This window comes from Nocardiopsis metallicus (assembly GCF_014201115.1).
Classification (GTDB): Bacteria; Actinomycetota; Actinomycetes; order Streptosporangiales; family Streptosporangiaceae; genus Nocardiopsis; species Nocardiopsis metallicus.
Genome location: NZ_JACHDO010000001.1, coordinates 4,452,840 through 4,476,024, shown reverse-complemented (window position 1 = coordinate 4,476,024; position 23,185 = coordinate 4,452,840). Strand labels below are relative to the sequence as shown.

Sequence of the window (23,185 nt, the reverse complement as noted above, 5' to 3'; positions counted from 1 at the left end):
CTTCCCCGGGGTCGTCACCGCCCATGCTAGATCACGGGAAAGTCACGGGTGGGGTCCTTGGGGAAAGCAGGGTTCAGGAAGCCGGGCGCAGCAGGAAGTAGCTGGTTCCGATGCCCTCGTGCGGGACCTCGTGCACGCAGCGGAACCCGAAGCGCTCGTAGAAGCCGACGCTCTTGTCGTTGAGGGTCTGGGTGAACACCGGAAGCCCCTGCGAGTCGGCCTCGTCCAGACCGGCGGTGAGCAGCCCGCCGGCCACCCCGGTGCCCGCCACGCTCGGGTCCACGCCCAGTGCGGCCAGGTACAGGTGCTGCTCCTGCGGGCTGGCCATCTTCCACTCGGCGAAGATCCGGACGAACGCGGCCAGGCGGGCGCGGCCGATCAGCGCGCCCCAGTGCGGCCAGGTGCGCAGCGACACCAGCGGGCCCTCGGGGTTGCTGTTCGGCGGGGCCCACAGCGCGGCGGCGCGGGTGACCGGGGCGGATTCGGTGCTCTCGGCGAGCTCGGCGACCCGCACGTCACCCGAGGGCGTGTAGCCGAACCCGACAGCCAGGGCGAAGAACCTCCGGACCTTGGCCATGCGGAGCTCGTCGTCGGGGAAGAGCCACCGGAAGAGCGGATCGTCGTGGAGCGCACGGCTGAGGACCCGGGCCACATCGGGGACGTCCTCGACGGTGGTGGTACGGGCGACGGAGGTGACGATCGGGCTCATCCTGGCTACTTCCTGGTAGGGGGCGTCTGGTCCATCGTAGATCACAAGACAATCACGGCTGCGGGGCGGTAGCCCCGTCGGGTACCGGTTGGTCGAACACGTGCGCCCGTACCCAGGCGTGCATGGCCACGGCGGCGGCCGCGCCCGCGTTGATCGACCGGGTCGACCCGAACTGGGCGATGGACAGCACCGCCGTGCACACCCGGCGCACCTCCTCGGACAGTCCGGGGCCCTCCTGCCCGAACACCAGCACGGCGTTGCGGGGCAGCGGATGGGTCTCCAACGGGACCGCCCCGGGCAGGTTGTCCACCCCGACCAGCACGAGGTCGCGCTCGGCGGCCCACGCCACCAGCGACTCCGTGTCCGGATGGTGGAAAACGTGCTGGTACCGGTCGGTCACCATGGCGCCCCGACGGTTCCACCGGCGCTTACCCACGATGTGCACGGCCGCGCAGCCGAAGGCGTTGGCGGTGCGCACGACGGATCCGATGTTGAAATCGTGCGACCAGTTCTCCACCGCCACGTGGAACTCGTGCCGGACCGTGTCGAGGTCGGCGACGATCGCCTCGCGCCGCCAGTACCGGTACTGGTCGACGACGTTGCGGCGGTCGCCGTTGGCCAGCAGTTCGGGGTCGTAGTGGTCGCCCTCGGGCCAGGGCCCCGACCACGGGCCCACCCCGACCTCCCGCGTCCCGTCCTCCCCTGAGGAGGGTTCGACGGGGACCGGGGCGGTCTCGGAAAGGGCGGCCTCGGGAAGGATGGCCTCAGGGGCGCGCTGCTCGTTCATCACTTCCAGCTTACGAACCGCCCGCCGCCGCCCGATCCGCCGGCTACAGGTGGATGCCCCCGTGGAAGTCGCGGCCCTGGACGACCTTGGCCGAGTCGCTCACGTTGCCGTTGATCTGGTTGACGACGGTGCTGCCGCCCTCCTGGTTGATCTCGTTCACCCCGGAACGGAGCTCCTCCAGGAGCCGGCCGATCTCCGGGTCCTCGTGCGCGGCCCGGTCCAGGTGCATGGAGACGACGTCCATGGCCTCGGCGTCGTGCTCGTCCAGCCGGAGGTCGTCCAGCGCCTCCTGGGCCTCGGGGTCCGAGCGGAAGTGTCGGGTGACCGCCTTGTACAGGGACCTGAAGGTCGAGACCACACCGTCCCCGAGGCCCTCGCCGAGCTTGGTGGCGGAGGCGGTGGCGAGGGCGGCGACGATGGCGGTGGTGACGGGATCGGCCACGGGGGTCTCCTCGGGAGCTCAGGGCGTGCTTACGCACCCAGTCTTCCCCCTCAGGACACTTTCTGTCGCTTCCGCCGGGAGAGCGGCAGGGCCACGGCCCGCCAGCCGAGCATGGTCGCGGCGAGGAACAGTGAGGTCACCAGCACGAAGGAGAGCGGCGCGCCCTCCCCGCTGAGCAGGCGCAACGGCATCGCTCCCACGATCGTCACCGCCCACACCAGGACCCCGGTCGGCCAGATCCGGCCAGGGGAGCGCCAGGCCAGGGTGACGACCCAGCCGAGGGCCAGAGCAGCCACGAACGGCCACGCGGTCGCGGCCACGGCGGCCGGGGCCAGACCGGTCGCGTGGTCGGCCTTGCCCACCACGACGAACACGAGTACGCAGAGCAGGTCGGCCGCCAAGGCCAGCACCGGGGTGTACGAACGCATATCCCCAGGCTAGACCCGGCTTTCGTGCTGGTCCGTGTGGGTCCGCCCGACGGCGGGGCACAAACGGAGGGTGACGGCGCGAACCGCCCGCGGAATCGGGGCATCTGAGTCCCTGGGTCACCCCCGATCCGCTTCGTCCCCCGCCCCCGAACCCGGAACCCCCTCCATGCCCACATCCCCTGATCCCCCGGCTGGCGTCCTGGCACTCGACCCGTCCGACCCGCGTCACCTCGGTCCGTTCCGCCTGGTGGGGCGGCTGGGCGCGGGTGGTATGGGCGTGGTGTACGCGGGACTGGACGACCGGCACCGCCGGGTAGCGGTCAAGTGCGTGCACCGGTCCCACGCCGCGGACCGCGAGTTCCGGGCCCGGTTCGCCCGCGAGGTGACCGTCACGACGACCCGGGACCACGCCTTCGAGGAGAGGGAGATCCATATCCCCGACGAATCGGAGATCCTCCCCGACCGCCCCACCCCTGGCGCGTGAACCCCACCCCCGCACGACCCGAGAACAGGAAGCCCGCCATGTCCGCCGAGACCAGTGCCCGCTTCGACCGTGACTTCCTGCCGCCGGGGGTCGCGCCCCCGGCCAAGGGCGACCCAGACCGGCTGGGCGCCTACCGGATCGTCGGCCGGATCAGCCGGGACGCCGCGGGCACCGTGCTGCTCGGGGTGGACGGTGACGGGGCCAGCGCCGCGGTCCGTCTGATACCCGAGGCGCTAGCCGACGCCCCGGACGTGCGTTCCCGGATGGCCGCGGAGGTCGGTCGCCTCGTCCGGGTCCGGGCGCTGTGCACCGCCGCCTACCGGGGCGCGGACGTCCGGGCGGCCGCGCCCTGGCTGGCCACCGCCTACGTGCCCGGCCGGACCCTGGCCGCGCACGTCGGCGAGCACGGTCCGCTGACCGGCGGTACGCTCACCGCTCTGGCCGCGGGGCTGGCCGAGTCCCTGGCCGCCGGGCACGCCGCCGGGGCCACGCACCTGGCCCTGGACCCGGCAGCGGTGATCCTGGCCCCGGGGGGACCGAAGGTGGTGGACTTCGGGATCGCCCGGGTCACCGGGAAACCGGTCTCCGCCCCGCGCTGGGCCGCGCCCGAACAGGGCTCTGCCGAAGGCGCCGCCGCCACCGGGATCACCGGCTACGCCGACGTGCACGCCTGGGGTGCTCTGGTGCGCTTCGCCGCCACCGGCTGGGAGCCCTCCGGGGACACCGCGACCGCCCCCGAACTCGGTGCCGTCCCCGCGCACCTGGCACCGCTGGTCCGGCGTGCCCTGGCCGCCGAACCGGGGGAGCGGCCCACCGCGCTCGAACTCCTCCGGGAGCTCACGGCGGGCGAGGGGGAGGACCCGGCCGAGGCGCTGCCCGCGCTCCTGTCCGCCGAGTGGACCGGGATCACCGCCCCCGAACCCCGGCGGGTGCGCCGCGTCCGCAGACCCGCGGTGCTCGCCGCAACCGCGGCCGTGCTGGCCGTAGCCCTGCTCGGCGGCTGGGCACTGGTCCGCCCCGGAGCCGACGACGACCCGGCTGACACCGCGGCGGCCGGGGACAGCGTGCAGGAGGACGTGGCGGAAGAACCCTCCGGCCCGACCGTCGCCGAGGACCCGGAGGACATCGACGCGGTGGTCACCGAGGCGATCGACCTTGCCCTGGGAGCCTCCAGCTTCACCGCCTACGAGCAATTCGCCTCCAACAGTCCCGGCGACTTGATGCCGACCCGTTACCTGTACAGCGAGGACCCGCGACCGGCCATGAGCCGGACCATGTATCTCGGGCCCCACGGGCAGGGTGTGCTCGCCCTGGGGCCGGAACTGAACGAGTTCGTGTACTTCACCGACAGGCCGACGGAGACGTACACCGGGACCGTCAAGGAGTACTTCCTGGACCCGGGCCCCGGCAGCGACCGGCTGAGGGAACCCCGGAAGGAATGGGAGGAGATGCTCCTCACCATGGAGGTGGTCCTGGCCGAGGACGCGCGGGTCTCCTACGAGGGCCAGGGCACGTTCGACGACGAGTACATCCCCCGGGAACTGATGGGTGAGGAGGACCCCCTCGAACGCGGTGGGCACCACTACACCGGGACGTTGGCGCACGTTTTTCCGGTACACCTGTTTTCCGAACCCGTGGAGGCGGAGTTCGAGCTTTGGATCTCCGCGGAGGGCCACCCGGTACGGCTCTCCTTGGAGGCTGTCCCCGGGGACATCACCGACGGCGGCGAAGCCCTTCGCGTCGCCCACCGGATGGACTACTTCCAGTTCGACCAGCCCGTGGACGTCGGGATCCCCGACGAGTCCGAAATCCACCCCGAGCGGCCCTGACCCGTCTCTGGCCCCTTCCTGACTGAGAGACCTTCCCCCGAATGAACCCTTCCACCGAACCCCCGGCTTCCGGGCGCCCCGCATCCCACCTCCCGGTCTCCGAACCCCAGTCTCCTCCCGGCGTGCTTCCCCTGGCCGCCGACGACCCTCGCCACCTCGGATCGTTCCGCCTGCTCGGGCGCCTTGGCTCCGGTGGCATGGGTGTGGTGTACGCGGCGCTGGACGGACGCGGTCGGCGGGCGGCGGTCAAGTGCGTGCACCGCTCCCACACCGCCGACCGGGAGTTTCGGGACCGGTTCGCCCGTGAGGTGAAGATGGTCCGCCGGGTGCGCGCGCGTGCGCTCCCGGCCTTCCTCAGCGCTGATACCAGGGCTGACCCGCCCTGGTTGGCCACCGAGTACGTGCCCGGCCTCACCCTCGACGAGCACGTGCGCCGGTACGGGCCCCTCCGCGGCCCGGCGCTGGCCCTCTTCGCCGCAGGGGTGGCCGAGGCGCTCGCGGCGATCCACGCCGCCGGTGTGGTGCACCGTGACCTGAAGCCGGGCAACGTGATCCTGTCCCCTGAGGGGCCGAAGGTGTTGGACTTCGGGATCGCCCGCGCGGTGGAGGAGACCGCGCTGACCCGTACCGGCGGCCTGGTCGGCACGCCCGGGTGGATCTCGCCCGAGCAGTACCGCGGCGCGCAGGCCACCGACCGCTCGGACGTTTTCGCCTGGGGCGGTCTGGTCGCCTACGCGGCAACCGGGGCCGGTCCCTTCGGTACGGCCGCCTCTGATGTGGTGGTCTCGCGTGTGCTGTCGGCCCAGCCGTCCCTGGAGGCGCTCCCCGCCGGGCTGCGCGAGACGGTGGGGCGGTCCCTGGCCAAGGACCCCGCGCACCGCCCCGACGCCGCCGGGCTCCTGAACGACCCGGCCCTGGCCGCGCACGGGTCCGGGACAGCAGCCGGGCCCGGGACCGGCGCGCCGTCTCCCGCCCCGGCGGACGATCCCTGGCGGCTGTACGCCCCGCCCCGCCGTTCCTGGGCCCGGCGCTACCGTGGACGCCTGGCCGTCGGCGCGGCCGGGTGCGTGCTCGCCCTGGTCGCCGCGGGCGGGGTCTGGGCGGTGGCTGACGGGCGGATCGGCGGTGGGCCTCCGGGTGACCTCTCCGACGGCGGGACGGACACCACCGTGACCACAGCCGACGGAGTGCCTGCCGACGACGTCCCCGAGGAGTACCGGGACCTCTACGAGAACGGAGCCGTGACCGTGGTTCCCGACACGGACGCCGGTGACGTCCTCGTCCGCTCCCTGGAGGACGGCGAGGCAGGGCAGACCCTGGATCAGGTGCGGTTCGACATGGGGGAGCACTCCTGGCTCCAGTCCCAGACCCTCATCGTCAACGTCACCGCCGAGTACCTGCCGGACTTCGGCTCGCTCCAGGTGTACAGCCACGAGTTCGCGCGGGTCCGGTTCATCGAGCCCGGTGCGGAGTACATGCAGGCCACCGTCGCGAACAGCGGCGGAAGCCTCGCCACGCTCTCCCCGGAGGAACCCACGGCGGAGTTCGAACTGACCTTCGTGGGCGGGGCTGAGATCGGCCGCGGTTCGGCGGGTGACCACGACATGGCCGTCTTCTACACCCCCGCCGAGGCGGTCTCCACCCCGGATCCGGAGGTCGGTTACCCGGGCGGGATCTGTTACCACTGGCGGGGTTGGGCGTTGGGCGAGGACTTCTTCACGCCCGACCCGGTCGAGGCCACCCCCGTCGACGCGACCCTCACCGACGGCTCCCCGCTGAACCACTGTGTCTACGAACCCAACCTGCGCCAGCTTTGGGACGGTGAGGGCACCCGTCCCGAGTAACCCCCGAACCCCGGCACCCCTGACACCTGAACCCGGCCCCTGGCCTTCCCCCGGCCCGATCCCTTCCCCCTCCTGAACAGGAAACCACGATGACCAGCAACACCCCCTTTGATCGCGAGCATTTGCCTCCTGGTGTGGACCCGCCCGGGAGTGGTGATCCCGAGCGCCTTGGTGAGTACCGGGTGGTCGGGCGGATCGGTGCCGGTGGCATGGGTGCGGTCTACGCAGGGCTCACCGATGCCGGGCAGGCCGCGGCGGTCAAGGTGGTCCATTCCCAGTTCGCCGCCGATCCGGATTTTCGGGCCCGGTTCGCCCGTGAGGTCGGCCTGGTCTCGCGGGTTCGGGCCACCTGTGCTCCGGCCTTCCTGGGCGCTGACGTCACCGCCGCCACCCCGTGGATGGCCACTGAGTACGTGCCTGGTCTGACCCTTCGTCAGTACGTCAAGAAGCACGGGCCGCTGTCCGGTGGCATGCTCACCGCGCTCGCGGTCGGTCTGGCCGAGGCGCTGACCGCGATCCACGGTGCCGGTGTGGTGCATCGCGATCTCAAACCGGGGAACGTGATCCTGGCCCCGGACGGGCCCAAGGTGTTGGACTTCGGGATCGCCCGTGCCGCGGACGGGACCGTGCTCACCGCCACCGGTGGTCTGCACGGCACCCCGGGGTGGGTGGCGCCCGAGCGGTATGAGGGTGTCGACGCCACTGGCTACACCGACATGTTCGCCTGGGGTGGTCTGGTCGTGGTGGCGGCGACTGGCCGGGATCCTTTCGGTGGTGGGGCCGTGGACGGGATCATCCACCGCAGCAGGCATGAGGAGCCGGACCTGGAAGGTGTCCCGGAGCATCTGCTGGGGCTGGTGCGCCGCGCGCTCGCCAAGGACCCGCGGGAACGTCCTCGGGCGGATGAGGCCCTGGCGGAGCTGACCCGTGGTTGGTCGGCGACCCGAATCATGCCGGGCGGGGGGCTGTCACCCACCCTGGTGGCGGAGCAGGGGCGGAGCACGGACTCCACCCGGATCGTGCCCGAGCTGTTGGCCACCGAGTGGACGGCGGTGGCCGACCCGGGTGTGCGCCGGGTGCGCCGGTCACGCCGGGGTCTGTGGCTGTCGGTCGCGGCGGCTGTGCTGGTGGTCGCGCTTGCCGGTGGCCTGGTCTACTCGGACCGGATCCCCTGGGTGGCCGGTTCCGCCGAGGACGAAGGAGGGAACGAGGCGGCGGAGGAGACCGACGAGCCCAGCGGCCCGCTGGTCCAGACCAACCCCGAGGACGCCGAGGCCGTGGTCGCCGAGACCATCGAACTGATGCTGGCCGCGTCGGACTACGTGTACCGGCACGAGAACGTGGTCGATCGGGAGGGCGGCGATCCGGTGGTCTACACCGTCGAGTACACCGAGGATCCGGTCCGGGTCATCCAGAACAAGAGTTATGGTCCCTTCGGGACCTCGGTCACCCTGCGCCAGGGGGAGGAGCTGGAGGAGAGGATCAACGGCTGGATCGACCACCCGGCACCCGGTACCGCCCCTGTCATCCAGTACTTCGCGGACGAGCCCGGGAGCGAGAGCGACAACGACCTGAGAGAGGGCCTCACTCGGGACCTGGAGTGGATCCTGGAGCCGGGATCCGAGTCCGAGGTGGCCTACCAGGGGCGTAGCCGGGTCCCCTACGAGTCGGAGTTCTGGGACACCCCCAGCTACGGTCTGACGTTCGAGGCGACCGAAGGGCACCTCTACAGCGGAACCTACGTCGAAGAGGCACAGAACGAGGACATGGCGGCCGTGGCCGTCTCCTTCGACCTGTGGCTGGACGACGAGGGGTACCCGCTGCGCATGGGCGGGGCCGGATCCTATGTTTACCTGGAGCACCCTGAGGACGACCCGGGGACCACCTTCACGGTGACCCGCGACTACACCTTCAACGAGCCCAGGGACATCTACATCCCGGAGGAGTCGGAGATCCTGCCCGAGTGGCCCGGCGTCAACTAGCCGGGCCCTGGGCCGTCCGGCCCGCGGTCGCCGGTCCCGGCCTCCTCGGGGGCGGACGCCGGGGCCCGGGCGGTACCGGGGCGGCGTACGAGCCCCGCCTCGGATCTGTTCGCCTGAGCCGAGACGGTCGCCTACGCCGCGACCGGGAAGCCGCCCTTCGGGCAGCGCGTGCACGAACGGTTCGTCTGTCGTGTCCTCTCCGACTCACCGGCCCAGGAGGGGATACCGGAAGGACCGCGAGGGCTGGGAGGTCGGCGTGGTCGTTTTCGACCGGCCCGTGGAGATCGGGGTCCCCGACGAAGCCGAGATTCCTCCCGGGTGAATTCCATCCTGACCTGCGCCCCCTGTTTACCGGTCTCGGGGCCGTCGCGGTTCTCCGATGCCGGGGAGAACTTCTGCGGTGACGGAGGGCTCACACCGGGCGAACACATGGAACTCCGTATCGACCCAGCCCTCCATCGCCCCCAGCATCCCCACCATCGGGAAAGGCAATGATGAGCACGTCCCCCACTCCGGCCGAGGGGCCCGTCCCCCCGCCGCACCCTGACCTCGCAGGGGAGCCGGGCCACACACCGGGCTCGCCATCCGGTCCCGGTCTGCCGCCCGGGCTTGCCCCGCTGACCGAGAGTGATCCCCACCAGATCGGCATCTTCCGGCTGGTGGGCCGGATCGGGGCCGGTGGCATGGGCGTGGTGTACGCGGCCTTGGACCCCGGTGGCACCTGTATCGCGCTCAAGACCGTGCACGCGAAGTACGCGGACCGGCCCGGCCATCGGGAGGCGTTCGCGCGCGAGGTGCAGATGCTGCGCCGGGCTGATGGGATCAGTACGGCCCGCCTCCACGGTGCGGATCCGTCGGCGCCGGTGCCGTGGTTGGCCTTCGATTATGTGCCCGGCCGGGATCTGAACCGGCATGTGCGGGAGTTCGGGCCGCTGTCCGGGGACATGCTGCGCACGTTCGCGCTGGGTATGGCCGAGGGACTGGCTACCTTGCACTCGGCGGGGATCGCGCACCGCGACATCAAGCCGGGCAACGTCATCCTGGCTCCGGACGGGCCCAAGATCGTGGACTTCGGGATCGCGGTCGAGATCGGCACCGACCCGGAGCAGGACGCCTCGGCTTCTTATGGCACTCCGGGTTGGTCGGCGCCTGAGCGTTATGCGGGTGCGGCCGCTGATCCGGCGGCGGACGTGTTCGCCTGGGGCGGCCTGGTGACCCTGGCCGCCACTGGCCGGGCGCCCTTCGGTGCGGGGAGCCCGGTCGAGCTGGCCGCACGCGTCCAATCCGGTGACCACGACGTCGAGGGCGTCCCCGAGGACCTGCTGTCCCTGGTGGAGCGGGCGCTGTCGGTGTCCGCTCCTGACCGGCCCTCCGCTGTCGACCTTCTGACCGAACTGCTGCCGCCTGTCACGGTGGAGACCGAACTCCACGCCGGGGCGGTCCCCGACCGCACCCGTACGCAGCGGGTGCTGCGCGGGATGCTGGCCGATTACTGGCGCGGTGTGGATTCCGCCGGGCACGATCCGGCCCGTTGGGCTGCCGCGCTGGGTACCGCTTCGGCGGTGGGCCTGGGTGTGGTCGGCGCGGGCACGCTGGGGTCAGGTGTCGCGGGTTCCGGAGCGGCGGGTGCCGGGGCAGCTGGTGCAGGGGCTGCTTCGGGGATGGCCACTGCCGGTACCGCCGGTGGCGCCGTGAGTGCGACCGGCGGAGTGACCAGCATGGCCGCTGGTGCTGGTGCTGGTGCTGGTGCCGGGGCTGCGGGTAGCGGTGGGGTGCTCGGTGCCCTGACCGGGGTCAAGGGGGCCGTGGCCGTTCTGGGCGCGTTGACACTGGTCGGCGGGGCCGCAGCGACTGGAGCCTGGTACCTCCGGGACGACGCCCCGGTCGAGCAGACGGTGGCCGCCGAGGAACCCGAGGAGGACGACCGCCTCGCGGTCGACAGAGACCCGGAGGACATCGAAGCCGTGGTGACAGAGGCCATCGACATCGCGCTGGAGGCCTCCAGCTTCACCACCTACGAAATCTTCTTCACCAACGACGTCGGTCACGACCCGTCAACCCAGTACCGGTACACGGAGGATCCGCAACCGGCCCTGTCCCGGCACTGGTTCGTCGGCCCCACCGCGGGAGGCACACTCGCTCTGGGGCCGAACCTGGATGAGACCGTGCGCATCAACACTGTTCAGGGGCCGACGTTCAGCGACCACGAGTTCACGTACCACCGCCCCGGGCCCGACGCCGAACCCGCTGAGAGCGCCCGAGCGGAGTGGGAAACACTGCTCCGCCTCATGGAGGAGCTCCTGTCCGGGGACGCCGAGGTTACCTACGAGGGGCAGAGCACGGTCCTCGAAGCGGGAGAGGAATCGTATTACCCCGGGGAACTCGTGGGCGACGTCGACCCGCAAGAGCGGGGTGGACACCACTACACCGGAACCCTCACCCACGAGATGGGCTGGACCGGAACCGTGCAGGCGACGGACTTCGAACTCTGGATCTCCGATCAGGGGGAGCCGGTGCGATTGGCGTTGACGGCTCCGGACGAGGAGGGGCGCACCGCTGAGTTCGGTGAGCTTCTGACCTTCTACCACCACATCGATTTCTTCCGGTTCAACGAACCCGTGGAGGTCTACGTCCCCGAGGAGTCCGAGATCCAGCCCTGATCCACCTGCTGGTTCCCACCGTCCTTGACCCGTTCGCGCGGGTCCCGGTGCCTTCTCCGGCGCCGGGACCCGTGTTGCGTCACCTACGGCTACGCGCCCCTGAGGTTCTCCTTGAGGAAGTCCACCTGCAACAGCAGCAGGTTCTCCGCCGTGACCGGGTCCGACGGGCTGTGGGTCACGCCCGCCAGCGGCAGCACCGTGTGCGGGCGGCCCGCGGCCAGCAGGGCCTCGGACATCCGCTGGGTGTGCGCGAAGACCACGTTGTCGTCGATCAGGCCGTGGATCAGCATCAGCGGTCGTTCCAGCTTGTCGGCGTCCGCCATCAGCGACGAGCTGGCGTACACCTGCGCCTGCTCCTGCGGGGTTCCCAGGTAGCGCTCGGTGTAGTGCGTGTCGTACAGCGACCAGTCGATCACCGGGGCGCCGGCGACCGCCGCGTGGAACACGTCCGGGCGGCGCAGCACCGCCAGCGCCGCGAGGTAGCCGCCGAACGACCACCCGTGGATGCCGACCCGGGTCAGGTCCAGGCAGCCGAACCGCTCCGCCGCGTCCTCCAGCGCCGCCACCTGGTCCTCCAGGACCGGCTCTGCGAGGTCGTGGTGGACCGCCTGCTCGTAGGCCAGGCCCACACCCGGGGTGCCGCGCCCGTCCGCGATCAGAACCGCGAAGCCCTGCTCCGCGAACCACTGGGAGGACAGGAAGGCGCCGCGCGCGTTGAGCACCCGCTGGGCGTGCGGGCCGCCGTACGGGGCCATCAGCACCGGCAGCGGGTCCTCGCCCTCCCGGTACCAGGACGGCAGGACCAGGGCGGTCGGGATCTTGCGCTCCCCGGCCAGCCAGGTCCTCACGCGCACGTCCGGGAGTTCCGGCGTCTCGGCGAGGCTCTCCACCTCACCGTGGGTTCGGCGGGTCTCGGTACTGGCGTTGCGGACCACCAGGGTCCGCACGCCGGTGAAGTCCAGCGAGCGGTGCTGCACCACCAGGGTGTCGCCGCGCAGCCGGCCGGCGCGCACACCGCCGTGTCCGTCGTCGGCACCGCCCGACTCACCGAACCCGTCCGGCAGCTCCAGCGGGGCGCAGGTGCCCTGCCGGGTGTCGGCCAGCCACAGGGACACGTCCCCGGCCCGGCCGGCGGGGGAGCCGGAGAACAGCACCCGGTCGCCGTCCACGTCCACCACACCGCGCACGTACACGTCGGCGCCGCTCACGGCGCGCTCGCCCACGTACACCCGGCGCTCGCCCCCGGCACCGTCGCGGCCGATCCACACCAGTTCGCCCGACGCGGTGAAGGCGGGCACGCCCGGCATGATCTCCACCCACACGCCGTCGCTCTCGGTGCGGGTCTGCGAGACCAGCCCGGTCGCGGGGTCGGCGCTGAACAGGGTGAGGGTGCGCTGGTCGCGGCTCTGCGCGGTGAACACCAGGACCGGGTTGCCGTCCGGGCCGCTGGTCCAGTCCACGGTGGGCAGGTACGGCAGGGCCTCGCGGTCCCACTCGATCGGCGTGGGCTCGGTTCGGCCGCCCCGCCGGTACTCCGTGGCCGAGGGCACCGACAGTACGGCCAGCCGTACGTCCGGGTTGGCGGTACCGGCCGCCGGGTAGCGCAGCGGCTGCGGCTCCTGGCCGGGCTGGTTCGGGTCGCCGACGAACCAGCGGTTCACCTCCGACTCGTCCACCCTGCTGACCGCCAGCGAACGGCCGTCCGGCGCCCACCAGAAACCGCGCACCCGGTGCATCTCCTCGGCGGAGACCAGGTCGGCCAGACCCCAGGTGACGTTCTCGCCGTCCGGCTCCACGAGCACGCGGTCCCGGTCCGGGTCGTCCTCGTCGGCGATGTCGATCACCCTGACCGCACCCTTGTGTACGTAGGCCACCCGGTCGCCGGCCGGGTCGATCCTCGGGTCCACGGCCGGGCTGGCCACCGGGAGCTCGCGCGGGGCGGTGTCGTCGCCGATCAGGTCCACGTAGAACACCCGGCCGGACAGTGTGAACACCGCGCGGGTGAAGGCGTCGTCCACGGTGTAGGAGACGATGCCGCCGCCGTGCTCGCGCATCCGCTCGCGGCGGGCCCGTTCCTCCGGGGGCAGGTTCTCGTCGTCGGCGCCGAGGGCCCTGGGGTCGGCGAGCACCGAAGCGGTGCCCGTGTCGGCGGAGTACGACCACAGACAGGTCGCCTTGTCGGTACCGCTGCGTCCGCGCAGGAAGGTGACGCGTTCCCCGTCCGGGGAGATTTGGAACGCGCGCGGGACTCCGATCGTGAAGCGCTGGGTTCGGGCCTGTTGGCGAGGAAAGCTCATACGCCGATTGTGTCCCATTCCACCCACCTGCCGCTCCCCGGTGCCGCGCTGGTCGCCCGCCTGTCGAACGCTCCCCGCCCGCGCCCGCCCTTCCGCCGTTCCGGCAGGGTGATTCGGGTGTTTGGGCAGGGAAAAGCGCATCCGGACGGTATTGTTCGCTGCGTGATGGACAGGCGACTGATGATGGTGCACGCGCACCCGGACGACGAGAGCATCGTCACCGGTGCGACGCTGGCGAAGTACGCGGCTGAGGGGGCCGGAGTCACCCTGGTGACCTGCACGCTGGGCGAGGAGGGCGAGGTCATCCCGGACGATCTCGCCCACCTGACCTCCGACCGCGAGGACACGCTGGGCGAGTATCGGATCGGGGAGCTCGACAAGGCCTGCCTGGCCCTGGGCGTGCACGACCACCGCTTCCTCGGCGGCCCCGGGCACTACCGGGACTCCGGGATGATGGGCGGCCCCACCAACGAGCACCCCGACGCGTTCTGGGGCGCTGACGTGGAGGAGGCGGCCAGGAGCCTGGCCGAGATCATCCGCGAGGTCCGTCCGCACGTGCTGGTCAGCTATGACGAGCACGGCGGCTACGGTCACCCGGACCACATCCAGACCCACCGCGTCACCCGTCGGGCCTGCGCCAAGGCCAACGAGCGGGCCATGCCCGGCACGCCGTGGCAGGTCGGCAAGCTCTACGCGATCGCCCAGCCGGTCTCCCGGATCGAGGAGTCCATCGCGCGGCTCAACGAGGAGGCGGGCCCCTTCACCCCGCCCGAGGAGGTGTCCGACATCGCGCGGGGAACCCCCGACGCGATCGTCACCACCCGGATCGACGCCACCGACCACTGGGCGGCCAAGGCCCTGGCCATGCGGGCGCACGCCACCCAGATCACCGTGGACGGGGAGCGGTTCGCGCTGTCCAACGACATCGCCCAGGAGATCGACGCCGTCGAGTACTACACCCTGCTGATGGGCCCGCCGCCCAAAGCGGGGGAGGACGGCTACGAGACGGACCTCTTCGCCGGACTGTGAGCCCAGGGGCTGTGACGCCGTCCCCTCCGGGAGCGCCTACCCTCGTCTTCCGTGACCACTCCTGAAACGGCCGCAGCGCCGCACAACAGCCCGAACCCGTTCGCGTCCGCGGCGATGACCGTGCTCTCCTTCGCGGTCCTGCTCTTCGCGGGAGCGGCCGTGGGGCTGATGTCCGGGTTCTCGATGGGCTGGGTCTCCCACTTCTGGGATCTGGGTCCGATCACGCAGGCCGGGGGAGTGGCCGCGGTGGTGGTCTACCTGGTGGCGCTGTACGCGCTGTGCCGTCTCGCCGGCTGGGGCAGCCGCCGCCAGTCCGGAGCCCTGGGCTTCGCACTCGGTTTCGTCGCGATCCTCCTGGCGATGATCGGCTACACCGTCGGCGGCAGCATCGTGATCTCCGGCAAGCTGGTGAACTACGTCTTCCTGTTCGGCTCCATGGTCGCCCTGGCCGCCGGGGTGGTGCGCAGCGTCGTGCTGCCGCCGCGCACCACACACCGGGCCCAGCCGCAGGTCTCGGGCGCCTAGCCGGTTCTTGCGCCTACTCCCAGAACTGGAGCAGCAGCTTGCCGAGGAACATCATCCCGGTGGCGTTGTCGTTGGGCAGGAGCAGCTCGGACATCGAGTAGACGGCGCTCTCGAACAGGTCCCGAACTACCGGCAGCCACAGCACCGCGAACACCGCGATGGAGCAGAACAGCCCGTTGACCTTGGTGAACGCGGTCCACTTGGCGCCGCGGAAGGCGGCCAGGACGTGGTATCCGTCCAGGCCGGGTACCGGTAGGAGGTTGACGATCGCGCTGGTGAGGTTGGCGAAGACGAGGAAGGCCATCGCGGCGATCGCCCAGTTCACGCTGTCCTGGCCGGGCGGCACCAGCAGGGTGACGGTGGCCGCCAGCACGGCCGCCAGCAGCAGGCTGGCCAGCGGACCGGCCAGTGCCACCGCGATCCGGCGGCCGCGGCTCGGAATCCGCTCCCAGTCCACGTACGTGGGCGGTCCGTTCAGGCCGAACCCGCCCAGCCCCAGGTACACCACCGGAAGCACCAGACCGCCGAAGGCCTCCCGGTAGGCGAAGGGGTTGAGCCTCAGGTAGGCGCTGCCGCGAAGGGAGCGGTCACCGGCGAGGTAGGCGGTCAGGGCGTGCGCGAACTCGTGCACGGCCACCGAGACGATCCACCCGATCAGGATCAGCAGCGGCGGGATCAGCGGGGTGACCGCCGTTCCCTCATCGGCCCAGTCCAGCTCCACGGCGCGCCAGGACAGCCAGCCCGCGAACCCGGCCAGGCCCAGCAGCAGCACGAAGATCGGGCTGGGCAGGAAGTCCGCCCAGCTCTCGGCCCGCTCCTCCTCGGCCTTCTCCTCCTCGTCCTTGCCTTCCGGGGCCTTGGCCGACTGGGCCTCGGAGCCGGCCTCGTGCTCGGTCTCGGCGCCGACCCCAGCGGCGTTCAGGGCGTCGTCGGGCATCTGCTCCCACGGGTCGGCGGCGCGCTCCTGGCCGGAGTCCGCGTTCTCGGGGTCCGGAACGGTCGCGTCGTCGGATTCCGCCTGCTGGGGCGGCTCGGGCGTGGGCATGGTGCTCCTGCTGGTCGCGGGTGGTTCGCGATCCAGGTTAGGCCCTGACGCGCACCCCTTCGCAGCGGGGCTCAGACCACCGCGCGCGGCGCCACAGCGGACTTGTGCAGGCAGGCCACCGCGAAGGCCCGACCGGCGGGGGTGAGCTCCCGGCGGCCGTCACTGTCGTCCCCGGTGACCAGGCCGAGCGCCTCCAGCAGCCAGCCGACCGCCATCACCATCGCGCGCACCTGGTCCGAGGAGGTCTCGGCGGTGCGCCGGTGCGCGGCCGCGTGCCGACCGGCGGCCACCGGCGGTTCGACCGGGCGCCACCCGGACTCGGTGAGCACCTGCTCGGCCGCCTCGGCGTCGGAGATCCCGCGCCGGGCGTGCGAGCCCAGCCCCTGCGGGGAGCGGGCCAGCAGCATGCCGAGCAGGGTCTCGGCGGCGGCCTGCTGGATGCCGCCGGTCCGGCACAGGGTCTCCGTGGCGGCCTGCCAGAGGGCGTCGGGATCCTCGCGCAGCTGCTGTCCCCGGCGGGTGAGTTCGAGTCTGCGGCCGGACCGGCGCACGGCGCGCATGATGCGCAGCACCTGGTGCAGGGCGATGATCTGGGTGGCGTCGGTCTCACTGCGCGGGGGTTCGGGGGTCGTGGACCAGCCGAAGTCCTCGCACATCTGCCGGACCACACCGGGGGAGATGTACCCGATCTGGGTGAGGGCGATCCCGTCCGCGGCCAGGTCCAGCAGCCTTTGCAGGGGCGCCATCGCGGCCTCCGAACCGCGCGGGACGTCCGCCCCGGCGATCACCTGGCCCACCAGCGGCCACAGCCGCTGCCGGTGCGGGTGCGAAGACGAGGACATCCAGGCGCGGACCCGTTCCTCGCGGACCCGGTCCAGGTGGCTCAGCCCGCGGTGGTCGGGCTGGGTGAGGAAGGAGCGGGCGAACCGCTCCTGGGCGGGGCGCCAGCCGCGCTTGCCTGGCCGGATGTCGCCGAGGGAGATGGCCAGTTCCAGGGCGGCCGCGGTCTCCCGGCGGGCGTGCAGCTCGACGTCGCCGACGGCGGTGCCCCAGGTGAGCTCGGGCAGGTCCGGGGGCTCCACACCGGACTCCCACATGAGCCGCTCGTACATGGCCAGGCCCGCGGTGTGGTCGGAGTCGTAGAGGGCGAGCAGGGTGGCGGTCTCGGGCGCCGAACAGACCCCGGCGTACCGGTACAGCCTGAGCAGCTGGAAGAGGTGGCACAGGGAACGCACCGTGAACAGGGAGTCGTCGGCGGAGTTCTGGAAGCGCATGGGCAGCTCGTACCAGCAGAAACGCTGCACGGAGTGCTGGTTGAGCTGCTGGATCTCACCGTCGGGGGCGAGGGTGTCCAGAGCCAGCCGTGCCATGTCGGCAGCCCGCTCGTCCCGCCGGGCCAGCTCGGCGAGTGCGGACGCGACCGCCTCCCTCATGATGGGCGTCACCTCCCCGCGTACCTCGTGCCCGGTCCGTCCGAGGGGTGGGACGGCCGGGCCCGGTGCTTCGTTGTCCGCCCGAGGTCACGGTTGGGGGACCACCGCGCCGGGGCTGAGCCTCTCCTACCCCGGAAAGGCCGAAGAATGCCAGCTTGCGGGTGCTCATGGGCACCCCTTCGCGACCCGCTGGGCGGGTCGTGTTCGTCAGGTGGGCCGCTGTCGGCCCGTCTTGGCTGTTCGGAGGGCGGACGCATGTGCGCACACCCTGCCCGTGTGCCCCGTGCTTCCTTCTTGTGCTTCCCTCGTGCCTCCTCAGGGCGCCTGTGGGGGGCGCCCGCCGCGCCGCCGCGGGGGAACCGGGGGAACGACCCTGCTCGCGACGATGTCGGCCTCACGGACCTCCACCGTCGAGTCGTCCCTCCTGCGCAGTGTGAGCACGCCTTCGGCCCAGGACTCCACGACTCCGACGATATCGGTGAACCCGCCCCCGGGGTGGGTGATTCGCACGGATACCCGCTCGCCCAGGTCATCCGGCGCGATCCTGTGGACCAGTCGTCCCCGCAACTGCATGAAATCCGGCCCCCGAGTGTGCGATGGGTGTTCTCCAACGCCATACTAGGAGTACGACATCTGTGCCAATTGCTTGCAGAGCCCGGACCGGAGCCGACGCCCGCACGTCGGAACGGGTTCCGGAGATCTCTGAAGGTCCCCGCCTCCCCTGCGGGTAAGCGGGGGTGAGACAAGGAGTACGACGTGACCTACGTCATCGCGCAGCCCTGTGTTGATGTGCTGGACAAGGCGTGCATTGACGAGTGCCCCGTGGACTGCATCTACGAGGGCGACCGCATGCTCTACATCCACCCGGACGAGTGCGTGGACTGCGGCGCGTGCGAGCCGGTCTGCCCGGTGGAGGCCATCTACTACGAGGACGACCTGCCCGAGCAGTGGTCCGAGTTCTACAAGGCGAACGTCGACTTCTTCGACGACCTCGGCTCTCCCGGTGGCGCTTCCAAGGTCGGCAAGATCGACCGCGACCACCCGATCGTCGCCAAGCTGCCCCCGCAGGCCGAGTAGCGGCGGTCCGCCACCGCATCCCCTTGGCGCAGAGGTTGCGTGGGTGTGAGGCCGAACAAGCGTGACGTGTCGCGCCGACCCCCGGCCGGGGGTCGGCGCGACTCTGTTGTGTGGGGCCCTCGCACGTTCCCGGCAGCGCCCTGCCCGAGCAGGCAGTAATCAGGACGGCCAAGCAGTGATTCAGAATGGAGTGCGCACCGATGGGTGAACGTCGACCGGTGACCGATCGGCTCCCGACCTTCCCGTGGGACCGTCTGACGCCGTACAAGAAGACGGCCTCGGCCCACCCCGACGGCATCGTCGACCTGTCCGTGGGCACCCCCGTCGACCCGGTATCCGACAATCTCCGCAAGGCCCTCGCGGACGCCGCGAACTCGCCCGGCTACCCGCTCACCTGGGGCACGCCCGAGCTGCGCGCGTCCATCCAGGGCTGGCTGGAGCGCCGCCACGGCGTGCGCCTCACCGACGGCGCGGTACTGCCCACCGTCGGCTCCAAGGAGCTGGTGGCCTGGCTGCCGACCCTGCTCGGCCTGGGCGCGGGCGACACCGTGGTCCACCCCGAACTGGCCTACCCGACCTACGACGTCGGCGCGCGTATCGCCGGGGCCGCCCCGGTGCCCTCCGACGGCCTCGCCTCGCTCGGTCCGGCCGACGTCAAGCTGGTGTGGGTGAACTCGCCCGGCAATCCGACCGGCCGTGTGCTGGGCGTGGACCACCTGCGCAAGGTCGTGGCCTGGGCGCGCGAGCGGGGCGCGATCGTCGCCTCCGACGAGTGCTACCTCGACCTCGGCTGGGACGGCGCGGAGCCCGTGTCGATCCTGCACCCGGACGTGTGCGGTGACTCCCACGAGAACCTGCTGGCCGTGCACTCGCTGTCCAAGCGCTCGAATCTCGCCGGGTACCGCGCCGCCTTCGTCGCGGGCGACCCCGACCTGGTCTGCGAACTCCTCGCGGTGCGCAAGCACGCGGGCATGATCGTGCCCGCCCCGGTGCAGGCAGCCATGAAGGCCGCCCTGGACGACGACGCGCACGCCGCCGAGCAGAAGGAGCGCTACCGGGCCCGCCGCGCCAAACTGCGCGCCGCCTTCGAACAGGCGGGTTGGAACATCGAGCACTCTGAGGCGGGCCTGTACCTGTGGGCCAGCCACCCCGACCACGACTCCTGGGGCGCCGTGGGCGCTCTGGCCGAGCGTGGCATGTTGGTCGCCCCGGGCACGTTCTACGGAACGGCGGGCGACCGCCACGTGCGCGTGGCCTTCACCGCCACCGACGAGCGCGTGGAGACCGCCGTCAAGCGCCTGTCCGAGTAACCCAGGGGCATGGGCGGCCGGGTCCGAGCAGGACCGGACCCGGCCGCACCCGTTCCGGGGCCGCGCAGGGCCCGGTTCCGGCTCTACCTCAGCACCACGCGGCCGCCGGTGTGGTCGCCCTCGTCCTCCAGTTCGGCCCAGGCCTCGTCCCGGTCCATGCCCTCGGAGGCCTCCCAGCGCTGGTCCTCGTAGGTCACCGACGTGATCCCGTACTCCTCGGCGTGCACCACGGCCCACAGAGCCATCGCCCACCCCAGGTCGCCGGTCCGGTCGGCCTGGTCCGGGTCCACCGGAAGCTCTGCCGGGTCGGTGCCGAACACCCGTGCCATCTCCTCCTGGGCGCCCGCGACGTCGGCGTCCCCGGCCCGCATCGAGTCCAGGACCTCCTCCTCGAACCAGCAGGTCACCGCGGGCCCGCTACGTCCGGTGAAGACTTCGGCCATCCGGGCGGACAGGCCCTCGTGCTGGTCGTAGGCGAACCCCTCGGCACTGCGCTGGACCGCCTGGGCGGCCTCGTAGACCGGCCGCTCCTCCCAGTTGTCGACCTCGACGAGCCTGTCGTAGAACGCCCTGCTGGCGAAGACCGGGTCCAGGATCTCGTCCGGTTCGCCCCATTCCTGTGAGGGGCGCTGCTGGAACAGGCCCAGGGAGTCCCGGTCGCCGTAGTCCACGTTGTAGAAGGTGGACTCCTGCCACACCGTGGCGTACGCCACGGTCACCGCGTGCTCGGGCAGGTCGCGGCTGAAGGCCACCCCGCCCACGGTGCCCGCGTTCACGGCCTGGGCGATCTCCATCTCGTAGCGCCCGTCGGTCAGCCCCAGACGGCAGCCGGGGTCGGGGCGTTCACGGGTGTCCAGGGGCTCGAACGTGGTCAGCACGTAGTAGCCCCCGGCGACGAACAGGCCGCAGACGAAGGTGAGGATGAGGAGGATCTTGGCGAACGCGGAGAACTTCCGGCGTCTACTGGGCACGGGCGCACCAAGGGTCGATGACAGGTGGACCGCACCGTGTCCGGGCCCGAGGGGAGGACCGGGTCGGTGCGAGTGGCGTGCCGGGCTCCTGTCGGAGGCGGTCCCGGACGAGCCTCGGCGAAATTGTAGTCGGCACTACGAACCCTCATGGGAACCGTGAGGGCGGGGCGTCGACCATCCACCCTCGCGGAGCGGCTAACGTGGGTTCACATGACCAGCTCGTACACCAGTCCGCTGCCCGACCAGATCGACGAACTCTGGGAGCAGCGCTCCGAACTGACCCCCGGCCACACCGAGGCGCGTGAGATCATCACCGGCGCCATCGACCAGATCGACGAGGGCAAGGCCCGCGTGGCCTTCGTCGACCCCGCCACGGACGACGTGGTGGTCGACGAGCGCGCCAAGCGCTCCATCCTCCTCGGCTTCAAGGTCCTGGACATGAAGGAGTCGCAGGTCGGCGACTTCTACCACCACGACCGCATGCCGCTGAAGACCCGCTTCGACGGTGTCCGCGTCGTCGCGGGCGCCATCGCCCGCTGGGGTTCCTTCCTGGCCCCGGGCGTCGTGCTCATGCCGTCCTTCACCAACATCGGCGCCTACGTCGGTTCCGGCACCATGGTCGACACCTGGGCCACCGTCGGTTCCTGTGCGCAGGTCGGCGAGAACGTCCACCTGTCCGGTGGCGTGGGCGTCGGCGGCGTCCTGGAGCCCCCGCAGGCCTCCCCGGTGATCATCGAGGACGAGGCCTTCCTCGGCTCGCGCAGTATGGTCGTCGAGGGCGCCCGCGTCCGCAAGGGCGCCAAGCTCGGTGCGGGCACCATCCTCACCTCTTCCACGCGCGTCTTCGACGCCGAGACCGGTGAGGAACTGCCCCGCGGCGAGGCCCCGGCATGGTCGGTGTGCGTCACCGCCAACCGGACCAAGAGCTTCCCCGGTGGCGACTTCGGTATGCCGGTGCTGCTGGTGCTCAAGCGTCTGGAGGAGGGGCAGGAGCACGACAAGCTCGCCCTGAACGACCTCCTGCGCGAGCACGGCGTCAACGCCTAGGGGATCACAGGACAACGAGCGGGGCGTCCTCCCAGCGGGGGAGGGCGCCCCCTTCGCCTGTTCTAGGGTGGCGAGGTGTTGCGTGCGCGCACGCACAGCCACCCACACACCTCACCGAAACGGGGCGACACCATGCTGGACCTGACCTCGGACGTGGCGGATCTGACCGCCGCCCTCGTGGACACCCGTTCCGAGAGCGGTGACGAGAAGGCCCTCGCCGACGCGGTCGAGAGTGCCCTGTCGGCACTGCCACACCTGACCCTCACGCGCGACGGCGACGCCGTCGTGGCCCGCACGGAACTGGGCCGTGACCGCCGCGTGGTGATCGCCGGGCACCTCGACACCGTGCCGATCGTCGAGAACGTCCCCTCGCACGTGGACGGCGACCGTCTCTACGGCTGCGGCACCTCCGACATGAAGGCGGGCGTGGCCGTCCAGCTCAAGCTGGCCGCGCTGGTCACCGAGCCGGTCCACGACGTCACCTACGTCTTCTACGACAACGAGGAGGTCGACGCCGTCCGCAACGGCCTCCTGCGCCTGAGCCGCAACCACCCGGAGTGGCTGGCCGGGGACTTCGCGATCCTGATGGAGCCCACGGACGGGGTGATCGAGGGCGGCTGCCAGGGCACGATGCGCGTGGACGTGAAGGCGTACGGCAAGCGCGCCCACAGCGCGCGCTCGTGGAAGGGCGAGAACGCCATCCACAAGGCGGGCGCGATCCTGGACGTCCTGCGCGCCTACACGCCCCGTCGGCCCGAGGTGGAGGGCCTGACCTTCCACGAGGGCCTGAACGCGGTGTTCGTCGAGGGCGGCGTGGCCGGGAACGTCATCCCGGACGAGTGCGTGGTGCGGGTGAACTACCGCTACGCCCCGGACCTGACCCCGGCTGACGCCGAGGCCCACCTGCGCGAGGTGTTCGAGGGCTTCGAGGTCGAGGTCACCGACTCCTCCGCCCCGGCCCGCCCCGGTCTGGACGACCCGTCCGCGGCGGCGTTCGTCACCGCCGTCGGCGAGGGCCGGGCCCGCGCCAAGCTGGGCTGGACCGACGTCTCGCGCTTCTCCGAACTGGGCGTGCCCGCGGTCAACTACGGCCCCGGCGACCCGATGCTCGCCCACACGCGGGACGAGTACGCGAGGATCCCGCAGATCCGCGAGGCCGAGGAGCGCATGGCCGCCTGGCTCACCGGCCTGCGCTGATCAGCTCTGACCTGCTCTGAGCTGCGCTGACCTGGCCTGACCGCTACCGGTCACCAGCGCGTCACGCGTCGTTGGGGTGTGAGATCGCC

20 protein-coding genes are annotated in these 23,185 nt (G+C 71.4%); 11 read left to right on the top strand and 9 right to left on the bottom strand.

Features of this window, described 5'->3' with window-relative positions; translation table 11 throughout:
- Positions 1-73 precede the first annotated feature (73 nt).
- The 4 genes from HNR07_RS19490 to HNR07_RS19475 are packed head-to-tail and all read right to left on the bottom strand — an operon-like array spanning position 74 to position 2,366.
- Positions 74-709, bottom strand: a complete 636-nt coding sequence (locus tag HNR07_RS19490; RefSeq protein WP_184366215.1) for a GNAT family N-acetyltransferase — start codon at positions 707-709, stop codon at positions 74-76.
- A gap of 52 nt (positions 710-761) precedes the next feature.
- Complete coding sequence (locus tag HNR07_RS19485) at positions 762-1,496, bottom strand: TrmH family RNA methyltransferase (protein ID WP_184366214.1); 735 nt, start codon at positions 1,494-1,496, stop codon at positions 762-764.
- 43 nt (positions 1,497-1,539) lie between these two features.
- On the bottom strand, positions 1,540-1,938 hold the full coding sequence (locus tag HNR07_RS19480) for a hypothetical protein (protein ID WP_184366213.1): 399 nt from the start codon (positions 1,936-1,938) through the stop codon (positions 1,540-1,542).
- A gap of 50 nt (positions 1,939-1,988) precedes the next feature.
- Positions 1,989-2,366 (bottom strand): DUF3054 domain-containing protein, encoded by a 378-nt coding sequence (locus HNR07_RS19475; protein ID WP_184366212.1) that lies wholly within the window; start codon positions 2,364-2,366, stop codon positions 1,989-1,991.
- A 166-nt stretch (positions 2,367-2,532) separates the two neighbouring features.
- On the opposite strand from HNR07_RS19475, the gene HNR07_RS19470 reads away from it, so the two are divergent.
- From HNR07_RS19470 to HNR07_RS19450, 5 genes are all read left to right on the top strand, one after another.
- Positions 2,533-2,850 (top strand): hypothetical protein, encoded by a 318-nt coding sequence (locus tag HNR07_RS19470; protein ID WP_376769931.1) that lies wholly within the window; start codon positions 2,533-2,535, stop codon positions 2,848-2,850.
- A 38-nt stretch (positions 2,851-2,888) separates the two neighbouring features.
- A complete protein-coding gene (locus HNR07_RS19465) occupies positions 2,889-4,679 on the top strand; it encodes a protein kinase family protein (RefSeq protein ID WP_184366211.1) in 1,791 nt (596 codons plus the stop codon).
- A 41-nt stretch (positions 4,680-4,720) separates the two neighbouring features.
- Positions 4,721-6,523: a serine/threonine-protein kinase gene (locus tag HNR07_RS19460; RefSeq protein ID WP_246420393.1), complete on the top strand. Its 1,803-nt coding sequence runs from the start codon at positions 4,721-4,723 to the stop codon at positions 6,521-6,523.
- Positions 6,524-6,612: 89 nt separating this feature from the next.
- Positions 6,613-8,505, top strand: a complete 1,893-nt coding sequence (locus tag HNR07_RS19455) for a serine/threonine-protein kinase (RefSeq protein WP_184366210.1) — start codon at positions 6,613-6,615, stop codon at positions 8,503-8,505.
- 494 nt (positions 8,506-8,999) lie between these two features.
- Entirely contained in the window at positions 9,000-11,165 is a 2,166-nt protein-coding gene (locus HNR07_RS19450) for a serine/threonine-protein kinase (RefSeq protein WP_184366209.1), read from the top strand.
- Between the two features lie 89 nt (positions 11,166-11,254).
- Here HNR07_RS19450 and HNR07_RS19445 read toward each other — a convergent pair whose 3' ends face one another.
- Positions 11,255-13,462 (bottom strand): S9 family peptidase, encoded by a 2,208-nt coding sequence (locus HNR07_RS19445; RefSeq protein WP_184366208.1) that lies wholly within the window; start codon positions 13,460-13,462, stop codon positions 11,255-11,257.
- 162 nt (positions 13,463-13,624) lie between these two features.
- Between HNR07_RS19445 and mshB the strand changes: the two genes are divergently transcribed.
- Positions 13,625-14,491 carry an N-acetyl-1-D-myo-inositol-2-amino-2-deoxy-alpha-D-glucopyranoside deacetylase gene (mshB, locus tag HNR07_RS19440; RefSeq protein WP_184366207.1) on the top strand — a complete coding sequence of 289 codons (867 nt, stop codon included), beginning with the start codon at positions 13,625-13,627 and terminating at the stop codon, positions 14,489-14,491.
- A gap of 51 nt (positions 14,492-14,542) precedes the next feature.
- Complete coding sequence (locus tag HNR07_RS19435; protein ID WP_312893895.1) at positions 14,543-15,016, top strand: hypothetical protein; 474 nt, start codon at positions 14,543-14,545, stop codon at positions 15,014-15,016.
- Between the two features lie 13 nt (positions 15,017-15,029).
- Here the strand turns inward: HNR07_RS19435 and HNR07_RS19430 are convergent, their stop codons facing one another.
- From HNR07_RS19430 to HNR07_RS19420, 3 genes are all read right to left on the bottom strand, one after another.
- On the bottom strand, positions 15,030-16,061 hold the full coding sequence (locus HNR07_RS19430) for a site-2 protease family protein (RefSeq protein WP_184366206.1): 1,032 nt from the start codon (positions 16,059-16,061) through the stop codon (positions 15,030-15,032).
- Between the two features lie 71 nt (positions 16,062-16,132).
- The gene (locus tag HNR07_RS19425) at positions 16,133-17,494 is read right to left on the bottom strand and encodes a hypothetical protein (protein WP_184366205.1); all 1,362 of its coding nucleotides are present in this window, start codon (positions 17,492-17,494) and stop codon (positions 16,133-16,135) included.
- Between the two features lie 315 nt (positions 17,495-17,809).
- Complete coding sequence (locus HNR07_RS19420; protein WP_184366204.1) at positions 17,810-18,067, bottom strand: putative acetyltransferase; 258 nt, start codon at positions 18,065-18,067, stop codon at positions 17,810-17,812.
- 183 nt (positions 18,068-18,250) lie between these two features.
- Here HNR07_RS19420 and fdxA point away from each other — a divergent pair, with 183 nt between their 5' ends.
- Both fdxA and dapC read left to right on the top strand, forming a co-directional pair.
- Positions 18,251-18,571 carry a ferredoxin gene (gene fdxA, locus HNR07_RS19415; protein ID WP_014908468.1) on the top strand — a complete coding sequence of 107 codons (321 nt, stop codon included), beginning with the start codon at positions 18,251-18,253 and terminating at the stop codon, positions 18,569-18,571.
- Between the two features lie 200 nt (positions 18,572-18,771).
- Positions 18,772-19,881: a succinyldiaminopimelate transaminase gene (gene dapC, locus HNR07_RS19410; protein ID WP_184366203.1), complete on the top strand. Its 1,110-nt coding sequence runs from the start codon at positions 18,772-18,774 to the stop codon at positions 19,879-19,881.
- Between the two features lie 83 nt (positions 19,882-19,964).
- Here dapC and HNR07_RS19405 read toward each other — a convergent pair whose 3' ends face one another.
- The gene (locus tag HNR07_RS19405; protein ID WP_184366202.1) at positions 19,965-20,852 is read right to left on the bottom strand and encodes a hypothetical protein; all 888 of its coding nucleotides are present in this window, start codon (positions 20,850-20,852) and stop codon (positions 19,965-19,967) included.
- A gap of 210 nt (positions 20,853-21,062) precedes the next feature.
- Here HNR07_RS19405 and HNR07_RS19400 point away from each other — a divergent pair, with 210 nt between their 5' ends.
- Positions 21,063-21,899 (top strand): 2,3,4,5-tetrahydropyridine-2,6-dicarboxylate N-succinyltransferase, encoded by an 837-nt coding sequence (locus HNR07_RS19400; RefSeq protein WP_184366201.1) that lies wholly within the window; start codon positions 21,063-21,065, stop codon positions 21,897-21,899.
- A gap of 132 nt (positions 21,900-22,031) precedes the next feature.
- A complete protein-coding gene (gene dapE, locus HNR07_RS19395; protein ID WP_184366200.1) occupies positions 22,032-23,096 on the top strand; it encodes a succinyl-diaminopimelate desuccinylase in 1,065 nt (354 codons plus the stop codon).
- Positions 23,097-23,185: the final 89 nt, after the last annotated feature.